At 36.6% G+C, this 15,233-nt stretch carries 18 protein-coding genes; 9 read left to right on the forward strand and 9 right to left on the reverse strand.

Going from position 1 to position 15,233, the window contains the following annotated elements:
- Window positions 1-35: 35 nt before the first annotated feature.
- Window positions 36-2,627, forward strand: a complete 2,592-nt coding sequence (mutS, locus tag C1638_RS11225; protein ID WP_109620990.1) for a DNA mismatch repair protein MutS — start codon at window positions 36-38, stop codon at window positions 2,625-2,627.
- A gap of 36 nt (window positions 2,628-2,663) precedes the next feature.
- Here the strand turns inward: mutS and C1638_RS22340 are convergent, their stop codons facing one another.
- The 3 genes from C1638_RS22340 to C1638_RS22345 all read right to left on the reverse strand — a co-directional run bounded on the left by C1638_RS22340 (window position 2,664) and on the right by C1638_RS22345 (window position 3,416).
- Window positions 2,664-2,822 (reverse strand): hypothetical protein, encoded by a 159-nt coding sequence (locus C1638_RS22340; protein WP_164463070.1) that lies wholly within the window; start codon window positions 2,820-2,822, stop codon window positions 2,664-2,666.
- Between the two features lie 29 nt (window positions 2,823-2,851).
- Window positions 2,852-3,016 (reverse strand): bacteriocin, encoded by a 165-nt coding sequence (locus tag C1638_RS11230; RefSeq protein ID WP_109620992.1) that lies wholly within the window; start codon window positions 3,014-3,016, stop codon window positions 2,852-2,854.
- A gap of 241 nt (window positions 3,017-3,257) precedes the next feature.
- The gene (locus C1638_RS22345) at window positions 3,258-3,416 is read right to left on the reverse strand and encodes a hypothetical protein (RefSeq protein ID WP_165826528.1); all 159 of its coding nucleotides are present in this window, start codon (window positions 3,414-3,416) and stop codon (window positions 3,258-3,260) included.
- A 150-nt stretch (window positions 3,417-3,566) separates the two neighbouring features.
- Between C1638_RS22345 and C1638_RS11245 the strand changes: the two genes are divergently transcribed.
- The 3 genes from C1638_RS11245 (at window position 3,567) to C1638_RS11255 (ending at window position 5,182) form a co-directional block, all read left to right on the forward strand.
- Window positions 3,567-4,055: a TlpA family protein disulfide reductase gene (locus C1638_RS11245; protein WP_109621743.1), complete on the forward strand. Its 489-nt coding sequence runs from the start codon at window positions 3,567-3,569 to the stop codon at window positions 4,053-4,055.
- An 8-nt stretch (window positions 4,056-4,063) separates the two neighbouring features.
- Window positions 4,064-4,720, forward strand: coding sequence for a thioredoxin family protein (locus tag C1638_RS11250; protein ID WP_109620998.1), 657 nt, complete (start codon window positions 4,064-4,066; stop codon window positions 4,718-4,720).
- Between the two features lie 81 nt (window positions 4,721-4,801).
- Window positions 4,802-5,182: a ribosomal maturation YjgA family protein gene (locus tag C1638_RS11255; protein ID WP_185140427.1), complete on the forward strand. Its 381-nt coding sequence runs from the start codon at window positions 4,802-4,804 to the stop codon at window positions 5,180-5,182.
- A 24-nt stretch (window positions 5,183-5,206) separates the two neighbouring features.
- On the opposite strand, the gene C1638_RS11260 is transcribed toward C1638_RS11255, so the two are convergent.
- The 4 genes from C1638_RS11260 to C1638_RS11275 are packed head-to-tail and all read right to left on the reverse strand — an operon-like array spanning window position 5,207 to window position 8,398.
- On the reverse strand, window positions 5,207-6,124 hold the full coding sequence (locus tag C1638_RS11260) for a YARHG domain-containing protein (protein ID WP_109621003.1): 918 nt from the start codon (window positions 6,122-6,124) through the stop codon (window positions 5,207-5,209).
- Window positions 6,121-6,759 carry a DUF2306 domain-containing protein gene (locus tag C1638_RS11265; protein WP_109621006.1) on the reverse strand — a complete coding sequence of 213 codons (639 nt, stop codon included), beginning with the start codon at window positions 6,757-6,759 and terminating at the stop codon, window positions 6,121-6,123. The genes C1638_RS11260 and C1638_RS11265 overlap by 4 nt, the downstream gene beginning before the upstream one ends.
- Window position 6,760: 1 nt before the next feature.
- Window positions 6,761-7,165 carry an energy transducer TonB gene (locus tag C1638_RS11270; RefSeq protein WP_109621008.1) on the reverse strand — a complete coding sequence of 135 codons (405 nt, stop codon included), beginning with the start codon at window positions 7,163-7,165 and terminating at the stop codon, window positions 6,761-6,763.
- 30 nt (window positions 7,166-7,195) lie between these two features.
- A complete protein-coding gene (locus C1638_RS11275) occupies window positions 7,196-8,398 on the reverse strand; it encodes a BaiN/RdsA family NAD(P)/FAD-dependent oxidoreductase (RefSeq protein ID WP_109621010.1) in 1,203 nt (400 codons plus the stop codon).
- Between the two features lie 114 nt (window positions 8,399-8,512).
- Between C1638_RS11275 and C1638_RS11280 the strand changes: the two genes are divergently transcribed.
- The 5 genes from C1638_RS11280 to C1638_RS11300 all read left to right on the forward strand — a co-directional run bounded on the left by C1638_RS11280 (window position 8,513) and on the right by C1638_RS11300 (window position 13,486).
- Window positions 8,513-9,007: an acyl-CoA thioesterase gene (locus tag C1638_RS11280; RefSeq protein ID WP_109621744.1), complete on the forward strand. Its 495-nt coding sequence runs from the start codon at window positions 8,513-8,515 to the stop codon at window positions 9,005-9,007.
- A 91-nt stretch (window positions 9,008-9,098) separates the two neighbouring features.
- Complete coding sequence (gene thiL / locus C1638_RS11285) at window positions 9,099-10,151, forward strand: thiamine-phosphate kinase (protein ID WP_109621746.1); 1,053 nt, start codon at window positions 9,099-9,101, stop codon at window positions 10,149-10,151.
- A gap of 91 nt (window positions 10,152-10,242) precedes the next feature.
- On the forward strand, window positions 10,243-11,064 hold the full coding sequence (locus C1638_RS11290; protein ID WP_109621012.1) for a helix-turn-helix domain-containing protein: 822 nt from the start codon (window positions 10,243-10,245) through the stop codon (window positions 11,062-11,064).
- A gap of 180 nt (window positions 11,065-11,244) precedes the next feature.
- Window positions 11,245-12,441, forward strand: coding sequence for a multidrug effflux MFS transporter (locus C1638_RS11295; RefSeq protein ID WP_109621014.1), 1,197 nt, complete (start codon window positions 11,245-11,247; stop codon window positions 12,439-12,441).
- A 136-nt stretch (window positions 12,442-12,577) separates the two neighbouring features.
- On the forward strand, window positions 12,578-13,486 hold the full coding sequence (locus C1638_RS11300; RefSeq protein WP_109621016.1) for a DUF6268 family outer membrane beta-barrel protein: 909 nt from the start codon (window positions 12,578-12,580) through the stop codon (window positions 13,484-13,486).
- Between the two features lie 85 nt (window positions 13,487-13,571).
- Here the strand turns inward: C1638_RS11300 and C1638_RS11305 are convergent, their stop codons facing one another.
- Together C1638_RS11305 and C1638_RS11310 are read right to left on the reverse strand one after the other, a co-directional pair.
- Window positions 13,572-14,306: a LytR/AlgR family response regulator transcription factor gene (locus C1638_RS11305; protein ID WP_109621017.1), complete on the reverse strand. Its 735-nt coding sequence runs from the start codon at window positions 14,304-14,306 to the stop codon at window positions 13,572-13,574.
- Complete coding sequence (locus tag C1638_RS11310) at window positions 14,299-15,153, reverse strand: sensor histidine kinase (RefSeq protein WP_228428129.1); 855 nt, start codon at window positions 15,151-15,153, stop codon at window positions 14,299-14,301. The genes C1638_RS11305 and C1638_RS11310 overlap by 8 nt, the downstream gene beginning before the upstream one ends.
- Between the last annotated feature and the right edge of the window lie 80 nt (window positions 15,154-15,233).

Genomic DNA, 15,233 nt, shown 5'->3' on the forward strand with positions numbered 1-15,233 from the left:
ATTTATTTTTCTAAATTTGGGGTTCATTTTTTACTATGGCAAAATTGAAGAAAGAAACCCCACTAATGACCCAGTATAATACCATCAAAGGTAAATATCCTGATGCACTATTACTTTTCAGAGTAGGGGACTTTTATGAAACTTTTGGGCAGGATGCCGTGAGAACGTCTCAGATTTTAGGAATTGTTCTTACCAAAAGAGCAAACGGAGACGGACATATCGAATTGGCCGGATTTCCACATCATTCTGTAGATTCTTATTTGCCAAAATTGGTAAGAGCAGGCATGAGAGTGGCGATCTGCGACCAGTTGGAAGATCCGAAAATGGTGAAAGGGATTGTGAAAAGAGGGGTTACGGAATTGGTAACTCCCGGAGTGACGTTCAATGATCAGGTCCTAAATTCTAAAAAGAACAACTTCCTGCTTTCTTTGCATAAAGAAAAAGAGAAATACGGAATCGCACTAGTGGATGTCTCTACCGGAGAGTTCCTGGTGAGCGAGGGAAATCTCGAAAAGCTGTTGCATATTGTCAATACCTTTGATCCAAGTGAGATTATTTTCCAGAGAAGTGTACAGATTCCTGAACAGATCAAGAATAAAAACGCCTTTAAGCTTGAAGACTGGGCTTTTCAATACAATTTTGCCTACGAAAAACTAACAAACCATTTCAAAACCAATTCCTTAAAAGGATTTGGAATAGAAAATTTACCGTTGGCGATTACTGCAGCAGGGGCTATTTTCGCATATCTCGTGGAAGATACCCATCATAATCTTCTTGCTCATATTACCAAACTTCAGGTTATTCCTCAGGAAGACTACCTGATGATGGATAATTTTACATTAAGAAACCTGGAAATCGTTTACCCAAGTAATCCACAAGGGAAATCACTTCTGGACATCATTGATAAAACTTCTACTCCAATGGGTGGAAGATTATTGAGAAGAAGAATTATTCTTCCTCTGAAATCTGTGGATGAAATTGCGAGAAGGCTTTCACTGATTGATTTTCTGAACGAAAAGGATGCTCTTAAATATGAAATAGCACAGCTGTTAAGATCAATCTCTGATCTTGACCGATTGATGGGAAAGCTAGCAGCAGAAAAAATTTCACCAAAAGAATTGGGATATTTGCGCCAAAGTTTAATTAATATACATAAAATCAAGGCTTTATTGCATCCTCATGCAGATGTGATGGCCTGGCTTGAACCATTATTTGATCTTGAAGAGCTTATCAAATTCCTGCAAAACCATCTTAATGAAGAACTTCCGGTAAACATTGCCAAGGGTAACGTTATCAAGAATGATGTATCTGAAGAACTGGACAGATTAAGGAATCTTCAGAGCAAAGGCCGTGGATTTCTGGATGAAATGTGTCAGAGAGAAATTGAAAGAACAGGAATTTCAAGTCTTAAAATAGATTTTAATAATGTTTTTGGATATTATATTGAAGTTCGAAATACCCACAAAGATAAAGTTCCGAGTGATTGGTTAAGAAAGCAGACCCTTGTAAATGCTGAACGATATATTACAGAAGAATTAAAAGAATATGAAAGCCAGATTCTAGGCGCCGAAGAAAAAATTGGTGTTCTGGAAAGTAAGCTGTACAGAGATGTATGTGCTGAAACAATGGTTTATATAGATCAAATTCAGGGGAACTCCAATATCATAGCACAATTGGATGTAGCTGCCGGATTATCCGAACTGGCTGTTTCAGAGAGCTATACAAAACCTATTTTGAATGATGGATATGCTATTGACCTAAAAGAAGCAAGACACCCGATCATTGAAAATGCTCTTCCATTGGGTGAAAAATATATCCCGAATGATATCTTTTTAGATAAAGATTCTCAGCAGATCATCATGGTTACAGGACCAAACATGGCCGGTAAGTCGGCGATTCTGCGGCAGACGGCTATTGTATGCCTTTTGGCTCAGATTGGTAGTTTTGTGCCTGCAAAACACGCAGAGATCGGATTATTGGATAAGATATTTACAAGAGTAGGGGCTACGGATAATATTTCTGCAGGTGAATCCACATTCATGGTGGAAATGAACGAAGCGGCTAACATTCTGAATAATATTTCTGAACGAAGCCTTATTCTTCTGGATGAGATTGGCCGTGGAACGTCCACTTATGACGGGGTTTCCATTGCATGGGCTATTGCAGAATATCTTCACCAGCATCCTACACAGGCGAAAACCTTATTTGCTACCCATTATCATGAGCTCAATGAAATGACTGTGAATTTTGAACGTGTAAAGAACTTTCACGTATCCATTCAGGAAAACAAAGGGAATATTATATTCTTAAGAAAGTTGGTTCCTGGAGGTAGCGAACATAGTTTCGGTATTCACGTTGCAAAACTTGCGGGTATGCCTGCGAAAGTGGTGAACAGAGCAAACGAAATTCTTAAAACCCTTGAAGCCAGCAGAACACAAGGAAATAACGGGACATCTGAAAGTATTAAAAGGGTAACCGAAGAAAATATGCAGCTTTCTTTCTTCCAGCTGGATGATCCTGTTCTGGAGAATATCCGTGAGGAACTGACGAAGATCGACATCAATACCTTAACACCTATAGAGGCTTTAATGAAGCTGAATGCCATAAAAAAAATGATTGGAAAATAATCCAATCATTTTTCTTTGAATACGTTTGAAAAATAGCTAGCAACAGTATCCGTTTTTTCCAACAGGACCTATAATAAGGAAATGGCCTACTCCTCGAAGTTTACATAAACCTTCTGCACAGTTGGCTGCACCTCCATTAATTTCTTTCAGCTCGCTTTTGGTAAGCTTGCGTTTCTGACTACTTAACTTTTTCATATGATTTTGAATTTGGTTACAGATGTCTTTTAGCAACAAGGCCCATCCTGAATACCAGGAACTCCTGATTTTTCTATTCCGGTCTTCATATCTGTACAGCTTATTACTCGAGGGCAGACGGGTCTAAGACCTCCACTTATTTCTTTTAATTCCTTTTTGGAAAGCTTTCTTTGTGGAATGTTTGACTTTTTCATAGTAGTTTTAATTTTCTGATTGTCAGATATTAATAAATTGTTGTGTATTAGCAGCAATAGCCATTTCTGTCCATAAGGCCGAGTTGTACCTCATTAGACCCTCTTTCCGTGCAAAACCCGTCCATGCATATGTCTGGTCCGCCGCCTCCGCTAATGTTTTTTAAAGCTTTTTTTGTCAATTTCTTTTGTTGAATGTTTGATTTTTTCATGGTATTTTTTGTTTTGGTTGATTTTAATTAGATTAACAGCAGTATCCGTCTTCTCCTATAAGACCTCGTACCAGTTCGTCTGATCCGGGAACCATGCAGAAGCCTCTTAGGCAGAATACTCTGTTTCCTCCATTGATTTCCTTTAATTCTTGTTTTGTTAATTTTCTTTGTAGAATGTTTGATTTTTTCATGATAATTTTAGTTTGGTTGTAAGCTAATTTACATTTTATTTTGAATAATTCAATAGGTGGTGAATGAAAATTATACAATAATTAAACATTATTAACAAATTTTAACAGATTGATACTCATAGAGAAAGAATGCAATTGGTAAATTTGAGTATGAAGAATTTAATAAGAATATTGGCCATCTTTTTGTTCTGCACGGTTTATAAAGCGCAGCAGACTGAGGTTCCTGTCATCAAATATGAAGACCTTGAAAAAAGGATTCAACAGGAAAAGGATAAATTTCTGGTCGTTAATTTCTGGGCAACAACCTGTGCTCCATGTGTGAAAGAATTACCACACTTTATGGAAGTCAATAATAGATTTGCCAGCAATGCTAAGTTTAAGATGATTCTGGTTTCATTGGACAGATTGGTAGATAAGGATAGGGTTTTAAAATTTATAAAAAATAAAAACCTGACGGCTGAGGTTCTTCTGCTGGATGATATCAAAAGAATGAACACCTGGATTCCAAGGTTTGAAAAGGATTGGGATGGAAATATTCCGGTAACCCTGTTCTATAAGAATGGAGAAAAAGTATTTTTCAATGACGGAGAAATGAGCAAGGAAGACCTAGATAAAACAATTAGTGAAAATTTACAATAAATAATATTATGAAAAATCTGAAAATTTTAATGACGGCATTTATCGTTGGTTTGGGCCTGTTGAGCTTTACAACAACAGATCATGATAAAAATAAGCCTCAAAAAGAAAAAGTGGCTGCTGTAAAAGGCTATGAAGTAGGAGATGATGCCGCTGATTTTAAGCTTAAAAATATTGATGGAAAGATGGTTTCCTTAAGTGATTTTAAGACTGCAAAAGGATTTATTGTTGTATTTACATGCAACCATTGCCCCTATGCAAAAAAGTATGAAGATCGAATTGTAGAGCTTGATAAAAAATATAAAGATCAGGGATATCCGGTCATCGCCATCAATCCAAATGATCCAAATGTACAACCCGAAGACGGTTACAAACAGATGATCGACAGAGCGAAACAGAAAGGGTTTACTTTTCCGTATTTAGTGGATGAAGGACAAAAAATTTATCCTCAATATGGAGCCACAAAAACACCTCATGTTTTTGTATTGCAAAAAGAAAACGGAAAAAATATCGTAAAATATATAGGAGCTATTGACAATAACTACGATAACCCCAATGATGTAACTGAATATTATGCTCAGGATGCGGTAAATGCTTTGATAAAAGGAGAGCCAGTAAAAATGACAAAAACTGTTGCCATAGGGTGTACAATAAAGGTAAAGAAATAATATATTTGCTAAAATAATGATCGGTGTTTTTCTAAATGCCGATTTTTTATGCCTTAATTTTTAAGATCAAAAACAATAATGATGAAATTACAATTTAGCCTGAAATACTTCCTGATCTCGATCTTCATTTTTCTTATAGAAGTTTTAATTGCCACCAAGCTGAAAGATATTTTCTTTGTGCGGGCCTATCTTGGTGATGTCATTGTCGTTATTCTTCTTTATACCATGGTGAAAAGTTTTTTCAGGGTAAATAATCAAAAACTTATTGGAGGAATTTTAATTTTTTCCTGTATGGTGGAGTTTGCACAATACTTCAATATTGCAGAAAAATTAGGCTTCCGCCAGGGAAGCCTAATGTATATTGTCATTGGAAATTCTTTTTCCTGGATAGATATTCTGTGTTATGCTGTAGGGTGCCTGTTAATCTACCTTTTCGTAAAGATGACAGAAAAAAAACCATAACAGCTAATTCCTGATTTCTGCAATCTATCTCCCAAAACTATCATATTTATCCTCTGCATACTTGATAAAACGGTTCAGTAAAGCTACATTTTCCTTTTCCATGGGAGAAAGTTCATTATCCACATTTCCTGAAACAGGAATATACCAATCCGTCTGTTCAAAGAAGTTTCTGTAGGTTTCCTTTTTAAAAGAATAACCATGCCTTGCAAATACAGAATTTTTGATGATCTCAAGATCCAATTTTCTTAGATTTTTAATCTCTTTTTCATTCAGCTTTTGCTTGGATGCATTCAGCTTGAATACAGCATCAGAAGCCACTCTGTTTTTGGAGGTAGTGTAACTTTCAGTCTTTCCCTCACTGTCTGTATATTTCTCTACAAAATCCTTGGGATTTGTCCAGTCTACCAGATTTGAATCCGGATCCAGCATAAAATTAGGATTGTAAACAAACTCTTTTTTGGTAAGCTTAAGGGTTTTCAAAGGAGCCTTTACCGCCGTCTTATTAAATGCATTCCACTTTCCGGTTAAGCTGTCACCGCTCAGTTTTACCTCAAATCTGCCATCTGTTTTGTCATTGCCGGGTTCATCCAGTACAAAGGATTTTGATGCTTCATTAAAGATTCCTCTGATAGGACGTTGATTTCCATTCACAATACTTTGTCCGTAAACACTGTCCTTTGTAATTCTATTGATTTTCAAGGAGATTCTTTTGTAGACGCTTCCATCATATTCTGAACCATCCGATTCATCAATCATTTTTTCCATCCCTTCAAAATCTCCTGTGTAGATTCCGTAGTATTCCTGATGAACTTCCGGAATGACAACAGAATCTTTTTTTGCAGTTAGGGAATCATTTCCTGATCCGTTGGTTTTCCCATCTTTTTTACAGCCTGCCAATGAAAGGGTAAGCAGGGAAATAAGAGTGTAATTTAAAATTTTCATATATGTTTTTTTGTAATTAAGTATTCAATTAAAAGGAGGTTCGGGATCCAGCCCAGCCATGCTATGATTTGGTAGACATCCATGGGATTGGGGTGAAATAAATATACAATAATAACCTTCCACATCCGTAATGTGATAGCAGATAAAGTAAGCGCAAAGCTTCTCCACATCCATTGTTTATGCTCCTTAAATCTTTTTTGTCTGGCCAATTGATAGGCCTTATAGGTAGAAAACCACCATAATATCCCTAAAATAATGAATGAAACCTTTGAAATGATTCCGCCATTAGCAAAGAATCCCATGTAAATTCCGGAGGGAGCAGAAAAAATAAGGACGAGGAAGATATACATCTTTCCCATGTTTCTGTGAAGATTTTTTAAACCAAAATCTTTCCTTATAATGGCGAAAAAGCCCGAAAGCAATACAAAAATACTTGTATAAACATGGGTGTAAAAGAAGCCAAGGTATTCTGGTCTATGTTGAACTTCTGTCTGTTTAATCATCAGAAAACTAACATTGGAATCCAACGGAATATATTCGAGGGTTATTGTAAGCATCAGCCAAAAGAAATACCCAAATCCCAAAACTAAAAGGATTGTGAGAATTTTTGAAATATTTCTTTTGGCCAAAAGCATATCAGAGGTTTATAGTTGTTGGAAGTGTAACCCAATATTTTACAGGGCGGCCATTACTCTGAGCGGGCTTCCATTTAATTTTTATGGATTTTATTACACGTTCCATTTCCTGATTCATGTCCTTATTATCGCCTTTAGCAGAGACAGATTCAATATTTCCATCAGTGCCCACTACAAATTTTGTTACTGATGTAAATACTCCGGAGCTTTTTATTTTTTCGATATTAATCTCATTGAAAATATATTTTCTGAAAGCATTCATACCGCCGGGGAATTCTGCTGGAGTTTCTACATTGATATTCTCTGTAGAGACAACAGATTTATTGTTTGCCAATCCTGTGTGTATTGTTTGGGCGAAAACAAAATGAGATCCTAATAGTAAGATAAATAGACCTATTTTTTTCATGGTTATAGTTTTTAGTGAAAATAATGTTTTTTACAAGTTATTGAGGTCTTGAGCAATCAGCCATCCTTCACTCCAGCATGCCTGAAAATTAAAACCTCCGGTTACCGCATCTATATTCAGAACCTCTCCGGCAACATAAAAATTAGGAAGAAGTTTTGAAGACATATTTTTGAAGTTAATTTCCTTTAAATCAACACCTCCTGCCGTTACAAACTCATCCTTAAATGTTGATTTTCCAGTTACCTGAAACTTTTTCGCGCAAAGATTTTCTAAAATTTTCTGCATTTCCTTTCCTGAAATATTGGCAACCTGCTTGTTGAGGTCAACCTTTGAAATCTCCAGAATTTTCTGCCAGAATCTATTTGTGATATCAAATATCTTGGATTGTCCGACGGTTTTTTTAGGATTACCTTGTTTGAAGTTTTGAAAGGTTTCTTCTGCCTCATCCACTTCCATTGAGATAAAGTTAACCTCAATTTCAAAATTGTATTTAACCTTGGCAAGGCTTATCGCTTCCCATGCAGAAATTTTCAAAACAGCCGGCCCGGAAAGTCCCCAATGGGTAATCAGTAAAGGACCACTTTCTTCTGTCTTCAGTTTAGGAATTGAAATACCTGCGTTTTCAAAACTTGTTCCCGGAAGATCTTTTAGCAAATCATCCTTAATATTAAAAGTAAAAAGGGAAGGGACAAGGTCTATGATCTTATGACCCAGATTTTCAATCATTTTTAAAGATTTGGGAGAACTTCCGGTTGTATACACAATATAATCTGCTTCAAAGTCTCCGGAATTAGTTCTTACTATGTACTTTTCATCCAGTTTTTCAATCTCCTTTACCGCGCATTTTGTTTTTACCGTAACATTTTTCTTTTGAGTTTCATTCAAAAAAGTATTGATGATGGTCTGTGAAGAATTGCTTTCAGGAAAAGTTCTGTTGTCATTTTCTATTTTCAACGGAACATTACGCTGATCAAACCATTCCATGGTGTCTCCCGGTTGGAACTTGGTAAAAACACTTAATAATTCCTTGTTTCCACGCGGGTAAAACTGAACAAGCTCTTTTGGGTCAAAGCATGCGTGCGTAACATTGCAGCGTCCGCCTCCGGAAATCTTTACTTTCTGAAGGACATCAGAGTTCTGTTCTAAAATCGTAATTGTGTATTTCTTTTCGTCAAGGTTCGATGCGCAGAAAAAGCCTGCAGCCCCGCCTCCGATTATGATGATCTGTTTCATGTATATGTAATCCTATGCTGAAGATTATTTTTTCAAAAGTACAATTTTTATAAACCATCTTATTTGAGTATTTTTGAAGATTATAATTTTAATTATACCAAAAACGATTTTCATATGATTTTCTACCATAAATTTGAAGTGAGATGGAGTGATCTTGATGCCAATAAGCATTTGGCGAATTCATCCTATGTACAGTATTGTGCACAAGCCAGAATGGCTTTCATGACCAAAGAGAAAATGGGGGTTACCCAATTGAGCAGATGGGGAATTGGTCCGGTAATCCTGCATGAGAGATATTCTTTCTTCAAGGAGATCTATGCAGATCAGATCGTAATTGTAAGTGTAGAAATAGACGGATGTTCAGAGGATTCTTCTATCTATCGTTTCGTACACAAATTCTATACACCGGATGGGATGCACTGTGCTACAGCAGAAGCTACAGGGGTATGGATAGATATGATGCTTAGAAAAATGACCACTCCACCAGATGATGTAGTGGAAGCAATGAACAAGTATAAAAGCCCGGAAACGGTGGTGCTTTCAAAAGAAGACTTTAAAAAGCTTCCTTTCCACCCACAAAATATTGATCCGGCAGAATTGACAAATTAATTCAAAATTTAAAGTTCAGGGTTCAATGTTATGAAAAACCTTTGGGTTATTAATGCATTTTACATTGGACATTGTACAAAAAAGAAATTTTATGTTTGAAGATAAATCACAGGAGCTTACGCCCATTTCAAAACTAGGAGAATTCGGTCTTATTAAGCATTTGACAGAGCATTTTCCATTATCCAATGAATCTTCAGAACTTGGAGTAGGAGATGATGCGGCAGTTATTAATCCTGGCAATAAAAAAGTGGTTCTTACAACCGATGTTTTGGCTGAGGGCGTGCATTTTAACCTTGGTTATGTTCCGTTAAAACATTTAGGCTATAAAGCCGTGGTAGTAAACCTTAGTGATATAGCTGCAATGAATGCCGTTCCTACACAGATTTTAGTTTCTCTGGCTGTTTCCAACCGTTTTCCGGTGGAAGCTTTGGAAGAGATTTATTCAGGAATTCAGGCGGCATGTGCAAGATACAAAGTTGACCTTATTGGAGGTGATACAACGAGTTCTAATGCCGGATTGGTGATGAGTATTACAGCGGTAGGAATAGAAACTGATGAAAATATTGTCAAGAGAAGCGAAGCAAAGCCAAATGATCTTCTTGTAGTTACAGGAGATCTTGGAGGAGCTTATATGGGACTTCAGATCCTGGAAAGAGAACATGCCGTTTATCTTGCAGATCCCAATATGCAGCCGGAGATGGAGGGCTACGATTATATCCTTGAGAGACAATTGAAGCCTGAAGCAAGAACAGATGTTAAAAATATTTTAGAAGAGTTGGATATTAAACCAACTTCTATGATTGATATTTCAGACGGTTTAGCTTCAGAGATCCTTCACCTTTCTGATCAGTCAAAAGTAGGATTCAGATTATACGAGGAAAAGATTCCTTTAGATAATCTAACGATCTCTACGGCAGATGAAATGAATTTAAATCCTGTAATGACCGCATTAAGCGGAGGAGAGGATTATGAATTATTATTCACCATTTCACCCAATGACTTTGATAAAATTAAAAATCATCCGGACTTTACCATTATCGGGCATGCTGTTGAAAAAGAAGACGGAAACTTTATGGTAGCGAGAGGGTCTAATCAACTGGTTGCTCTTACCGCCCAGGGATGGGATGCTTTTTTAAGCCAATAAAATCGAAAAATTATATTTAATTTTAAATATTGTAAGAAAACCGCAGCACTTTTTTTGCTGTGGTTTTTGTTTATAGCTAAATAATTTAGTAATGATTACACCAGAAAAAGAAATTCCGGTTCATCACCTGACTTCCGAAGAATTTCAGATGAGTACTCTGACTGATGCCGGTCCAGAGAACTTTCATGATGTTCACCGGCATAATTTTTTTGAAATCATCTGGTTTAGGGAAGTGTATGAAAACAGCCGATTAGAATTGGATTTTGAAAGGTATAAACTCGAGAACAATCAAATCTGTATCATTGCGCCGGGGCAGGCATTCAACATGAAATTAGAAGGAGAGAAGGGGTATGCCATGGCGATAAGCAGGGAAATTTTCAACGAAGCCTGTACCATAGAATCGGTGCTTACGGGAGGAGAGCTGCCCTTTTTTTTAAATCCCCAAAATGAAAAAACCTGCAGAACAATTATAGCATTGATGGAGCAGGAATATAAAACAACGGCAAGAACAGAACTCTTAAAGGCTTATCTGAAAGCATTTTGTATCATCATCGGAGAACAAATTATTCCTCAGGAACCTTTATTGAATGACCGCCAGCGTATTCAGCAACTGGTAAAACTAATTGAGGAAAATTATATCACTCAGAAAAACACATCCTTTTATGCTGAACATCTAAAAATCAGTACCCATCACCTTAATGATATTGTTCGTTTGCTAAGAGCAACAACTGTCAAAAAAATGATTGCCCAAAGACTTATTCTCGAAGCCAAAAGAGAACTTAGCTTTGGCGCTTTATCCATTAAAGAGGTTGCTTTCAAGCTTGGTTTTAACGATACTTCATATTTTTCCCGGTTTTTCAAGAAACATACCGGTCAAAACCCTGATTGTTTTAAAAATAAAGGAAAAGAATAATCTTCAATATGTACAATGTTATTGTTTTAAATTAGTACTTATTGTTTGTTTTTACATCTACAAATCTTCAGTTTGTCCTATTATTTCTTCAGTTCTGTTATTGAACCGCCTACTTTTTTGGAGGACCTTTGCACCCCATGAAAACCGCATGAGTAGATCGTTTAATAATTAATACTATTTATGAAAAACCTAGGTGTCGTTATTTTTATTTTAGCCTTGCTTAATACGTTGGAATCGTTGAGTATAGACCTATATTTACCAGCATTCCCAAGTATGGCTCAAATTTTTCAGACGGATATCGGGCACATACAAATCTCCATTTCTGTATTTTTTGCAGGATTTGCCATTGGGCAGCTTTTATGGGGGCCTTTATCAGATCATAAAGGAAGAAAACCGATGCTGTATTGCGGGTTGCTATTGTTTATTGTAGGAGCAATAGGAATCTATTTTACAAAAAATATTTATATGCTATGGGCTATGCGATTTCTACAGGCATTTGGAGGAAGTGCCGGAATTGTGATAGGAAGAGCTATCATTATTGACCTGTATGATAAACAAAAATCTGTAGCTATATTTTCCCAACAATCCCAAATCAGTGGAGTAGCACCTATTGTGGCCCCTTTGCTGGGAAGTGTATTCCTTAAGTTTTGGGGATGGAACAGCTCTTTTGCTTTCTTGGTAATATTAGGATTTATAACACTAATTCTTGTTTATAAATGTGTTCCTGAAACCAATGCCAGACTTCTATCCAAAGATACTGACGTTGTAGAGGAAAAAATAAACCTTATCAAACAGCTTAAAACAATTCTTTCCAATAGAGACTTTGTAAACAATACGATGATCGGAAGTATTGCTTTTGCTTCCCTGATTATTTATATTTCCAATGCTCCGTTTCTGTTTATGGAGCTGCATGGTTTTTCCAGTGAAGTCTTCGGGTTTATATTCGCGTTCAATTCTGTGGCTTTAATCTTGGCGGCTTACATTACTCCAAGGCTGATCAAGAGGTTTGAAGAAACCAGAATTAAGTTCTGGGCCACTGTTATTTTATTATCTTCATGCTGTCTTCATATCCTGGTTTCAATGTATCAATTGTCTGTAGGGCTGGAAATTGTATTATTGCATATCTCGTTATTAGCCATAGGACTTTTATTCCCGATTACCTCTGCTCATGCCCTGTCACCATTTAAGGAGGGACGTGGTACAGCAGCAGCATTAATGGGCTTTATGCAACTAATGGTTACGTTTGTAATCTCGGGAATTGTAGGGCTGATGGAGGCCGACTCAATCATACCAATGGTTGTCACAAGAGCTTTAATAGGGTTAATTGCTGTATGGTTTGGATATCGTTCATTGAAGCAGATCAAAGCATTTGCATAAGAAACAGTAGGTATATTGAGGTAGTTTTAAAAATATAATCCTGCTACTATTTCTGTTGGTCATCATAGACGTACACTTAATCAAGTAATTTTTGAAAGAAATAGTCAAAAGGTTCTCTTTGCATAAAATTTAGAATATGAAAAGAAACCTTTTGACGGCTTTTTGCTGCCTATTGCCGTTAGGATATTGGATCAATGCACAGACGGGAATATCTGCAGAATTGAAGACAGAATACACGCCCTTCTCCAACTATATTCGTCCGGAAGATAGTGTTAAAACCAACTCTAAGAGTGATTTTAAAAGAGTAAATCTGAATCTGAGTATTCCATTATCTATGAAAAAGGACAATAATGGAAAAGTAAAAGCATGGTCTATGCTCCTTAGTGGATCCTATGCAAGGATATCACACAAAAATTACGAAACCCCACTATTTCCGGATCAAATGCTGAACGCTCAGGTTGGGCTGCAGCATATAAGACCTTTGGGAAAGAAATGGAGCATAATGATGATGGCTTCAGTAGGGCTGTATACCGATCTGGAAAGAATCAGTTCTGATGATATATTGGGACAGGGGGGAGTTCTATTTATCAGACACTTTAATCCAAACCTTGCTTTAGGAGGAGGTCCTGTGCTTACAACGGCATTTGGAACGCCAATGGTTTTGCCATGGATTTATTTTGATTGGAAAACCAATGGAAAGGTCAAATTCAAGATTAACTTCCCTGAAGGAGCAGAGGCAGGATATCAATTCTCAGATGCCCTTACCCTAAAAGCAGTAGTCAACCTCAGCGGAATGTCAGTAGAAAGAAATAAGGACGGGAAATCTATGATGTTTGGTTATCAGCAGATTACGGCAGGTTTAAGACCAGAAATAAAGATCAATGATAAATTGAGCCTCGGTATTACAGGTGGATCAACTCTGATGAGAAACTTCAGTGAAAGCGAGCGAAAAATATCAAGCATTTTTAAAGACAAAAAAATAGCAGATCCCAAGTTTACAAGTACATTCTATGCTGCCCTTGCAATACGCTGGAATCTACCTTAATAAAATGGCTGGAAGAAAGAAATATGATCTCTTAATTGATCTTCTGATTACTATAACTTCTCTCTTCCAGCTCTTATTTTTTCCTTTATTTACTAATCAACTTCTTATACACTACCTGGTTCAGCAATTCTTCTTTTCGGGTTCGGGAGATTGGAAGCTCTATTTTATTAATGAATAAACGTCCTCCGGAAATCATGTCAATATGAGTGATATTGATTAAAAAAGATTTATGAATCCTAAAGAAATGATCGGTGGGCAATGATTCTTCAATAGCTTTCATGGTTTGATGGATGACCAGAGATTTATCCTTAAAATGAAGCTTGGTATAGTTCTGCATGCTTTCAACGAATAAAATATCTACCCAGGAAATCTTGATGAACGTATCAGACTGTCTTACATACAGAAAAGGATCATCCAATGGTGTATTTTTCCTTAGTTTTTCATTGATAATAAACTGTTGCTGTGCTTTATTCACCGCCTGGTAAAAACGATTAAAGGCAATAGGCTTTAAAAGATAATCCGCTACCTGTAAACGAAATCCCTCCAGAGCATATTCTGAATAAGCTGTTGTAAGGATACATAAAGGTGGATTTTCAAGCTGTTCCAAAAACTCAAGACCAGTAAGGTAAGGCATGTTGATATCCAGAAAAAGAAGATCTATTTCGCTTTCCTTTACCTTGGTATCTGCCTCCAGGGCAGTGGCACAAGCTCCCTCTACGGATAAAAAATCAATCTGATCTGCCAATTCCTTAAGATGGAACCTTGCCAGTGGCTCATCATCTATAATCAGACATTTCATTTTAGGAATCGTATTACTCATTTTTGTCAGAGAGTTTTAAGGTTAAAGTTACTTTATAAACAAGACCATCAGATTCAATTTTCAGGTCATGAGAATCCGGATATTGTAGTTTTAATCGTTTTTTTACATTTTGAAGGCCAATTCCGCCAGCTCCGTCTTTCTTTTTATACATAGTCACGTCAGAATATGAATTTTCTACATAAAAAGAGAGGTTTCCGGATTCTTCTTTATAATTGATTTTAATGTAGCCTTTATGACCAGGAAGCCTGCAAACATATTTAAAGGCATTTTCAATAAAAGGAACCAAAAGTAAAGGAGCAATAAAAGCCTTTCTGCTTCCCATTTCCCAAGTGGCCTTTACATCCAGCTCATTTCCCCATCTTAGCTTTTCTACCTCAACAAGATTTTGAAGGTATTCAATCTCCTTATCCAGCGGAACAAGATTTTGATTGCAATGATACAGCTGATACCGCAGAATATCTGAAAACTTCATCAGTAAAAAATCGGCAAGCTCCGTATCACGTTTCATCAGGATATGAATATGATTCAGGATATTGAATACCACATGCGGATTGATCTGATCCTGAAGAAGTTTAAGCTGATTTTCAAGATGGGCCTGCTGAAGGAGGATATGATCTCGTTCTATTCTTCCATGTTCCTTATAGAATTTGATACCACAGGCAGAGCCATTGATCAAAAAAGAGGCGGGTAAAGACATATAAAAACCTTTCCATAAAAAGGGAATGTGATCCCAAAAGTTTGAAGGGAGCTGTCTTTTTGGAGAAACCTCGAGATAAGTGAAAATAACAGAAAAAATGATACTCAAAAGAAAAATAACCATTACGGTCTGAATCAGAAACTGTTTCATTTTTTTTGCCCGCAAAGCTTTTGGGAGAAGTTTATTGGTTAAAAAATGGGTAAACATAAAAGAACTGATCGCAATGATAA

It is taken from the genome of Chryseobacterium oncorhynchi, from assembly GCF_002899895.1.
Classification (GTDB): Bacteria; Bacteroidota; Bacteroidia; order Flavobacteriales; family Weeksellaceae; genus Chryseobacterium; species Chryseobacterium oncorhynchi.

Bases quoted from the DNA above. Each gene is read 5' to 3' on its own strand.
- C1638_RS11275 (WP_109621010.1), bottom strand. From the start codon at position 8,398: ATGAAACAGATCATCATAATCGGAGGCGGGGCTGCAGGCTTTTTCTGC.
- mutS (WP_109620990.1), top strand. From the start codon at position 36: ATGGCAAAATTGAAGAAAGAAACCCCACTAATGACCCAGTATAATACC.
- C1638_RS11255 (WP_185140427.1), top strand. From the start codon at position 4,802: ATGAAATTACAATTTAGCCTGAAATACTTCCTGATCTCGATCTTCATT.
- C1638_RS11265 (WP_109621006.1), bottom strand. From the start codon at position 6,759: ATGCTTTTGGCCAAAAGAAATATTTCAAAAATTCTCACAATCCTTTTA.
- C1638_RS11305 (WP_109621017.1), bottom strand. From the start codon at position 14,306: ATGAGTAATACGATTCCTAAAATGAAATGTCTGATTATAGATGATGAG.
- C1638_RS11295 (WP_109621014.1), top strand. From the start codon at position 11,245: ATGAAAAACCTAGGTGTCGTTATTTTTATTTTAGCCTTGCTTAATACG.
- C1638_RS11245 (WP_109621743.1), top strand. From the start codon at position 3,567: ATGAAGAATTTAATAAGAATATTGGCCATCTTTTTGTTCTGCACGGTT.
- C1638_RS11290 (WP_109621012.1), top strand. From the start codon at position 10,243: ATGATTACACCAGAAAAAGAAATTCCGGTTCATCACCTGACTTCCGAA.
- C1638_RS11260 (WP_109621003.1), bottom strand. From the start codon at position 6,124: ATGAAAATTTTAAATTACACTCTTATTTCCCTGCTTACCCTTTCATTG.
- C1638_RS11310 (WP_228428129.1), bottom strand. From the start codon at position 15,153: ATGAAACAGTTTCTGATTCAGACCGTAATGGTTATTTTTCTTTTGAGT.
- thiL (WP_109621746.1), top strand. From the start codon at position 9,099: ATGTTTGAAGATAAATCACAGGAGCTTACGCCCATTTCAAAACTAGGA.
- C1638_RS11300 (WP_109621016.1), top strand. From the start codon at position 12,578: ATGAAAAGAAACCTTTTGACGGCTTTTTGCTGCCTATTGCCGTTAGGA.
- C1638_RS11270 (WP_109621008.1), bottom strand. From the start codon at position 7,165: ATGAAAAAAATAGGTCTATTTATCTTACTATTAGGATCTCATTTTGTT.
- C1638_RS11230 (WP_109620992.1), bottom strand. From the start codon at position 3,016: ATGAAAAAGTCAAACATTCCACAAAGAAAGCTTTCCAAAAAGGAATTA.
- C1638_RS11280 (WP_109621744.1), top strand. From the start codon at position 8,513: ATGATTTTCTACCATAAATTTGAAGTGAGATGGAGTGATCTTGATGCC.
- C1638_RS11250 (WP_109620998.1), top strand. From the start codon at position 4,064: ATGAAAAATCTGAAAATTTTAATGACGGCATTTATCGTTGGTTTGGGC.
- C1638_RS22340 (WP_164463070.1), bottom strand. From the start codon at position 2,822: ATGAAAAAGTTAAGTAGTCAGAAACGCAAGCTTACCAAAAGCGAGCTG.
- C1638_RS22345 (WP_165826528.1), bottom strand. From the start codon at position 3,416: ATGAAAAAATCAAACATTCTACAAAGAAAATTAACAAAACAAGAATTA.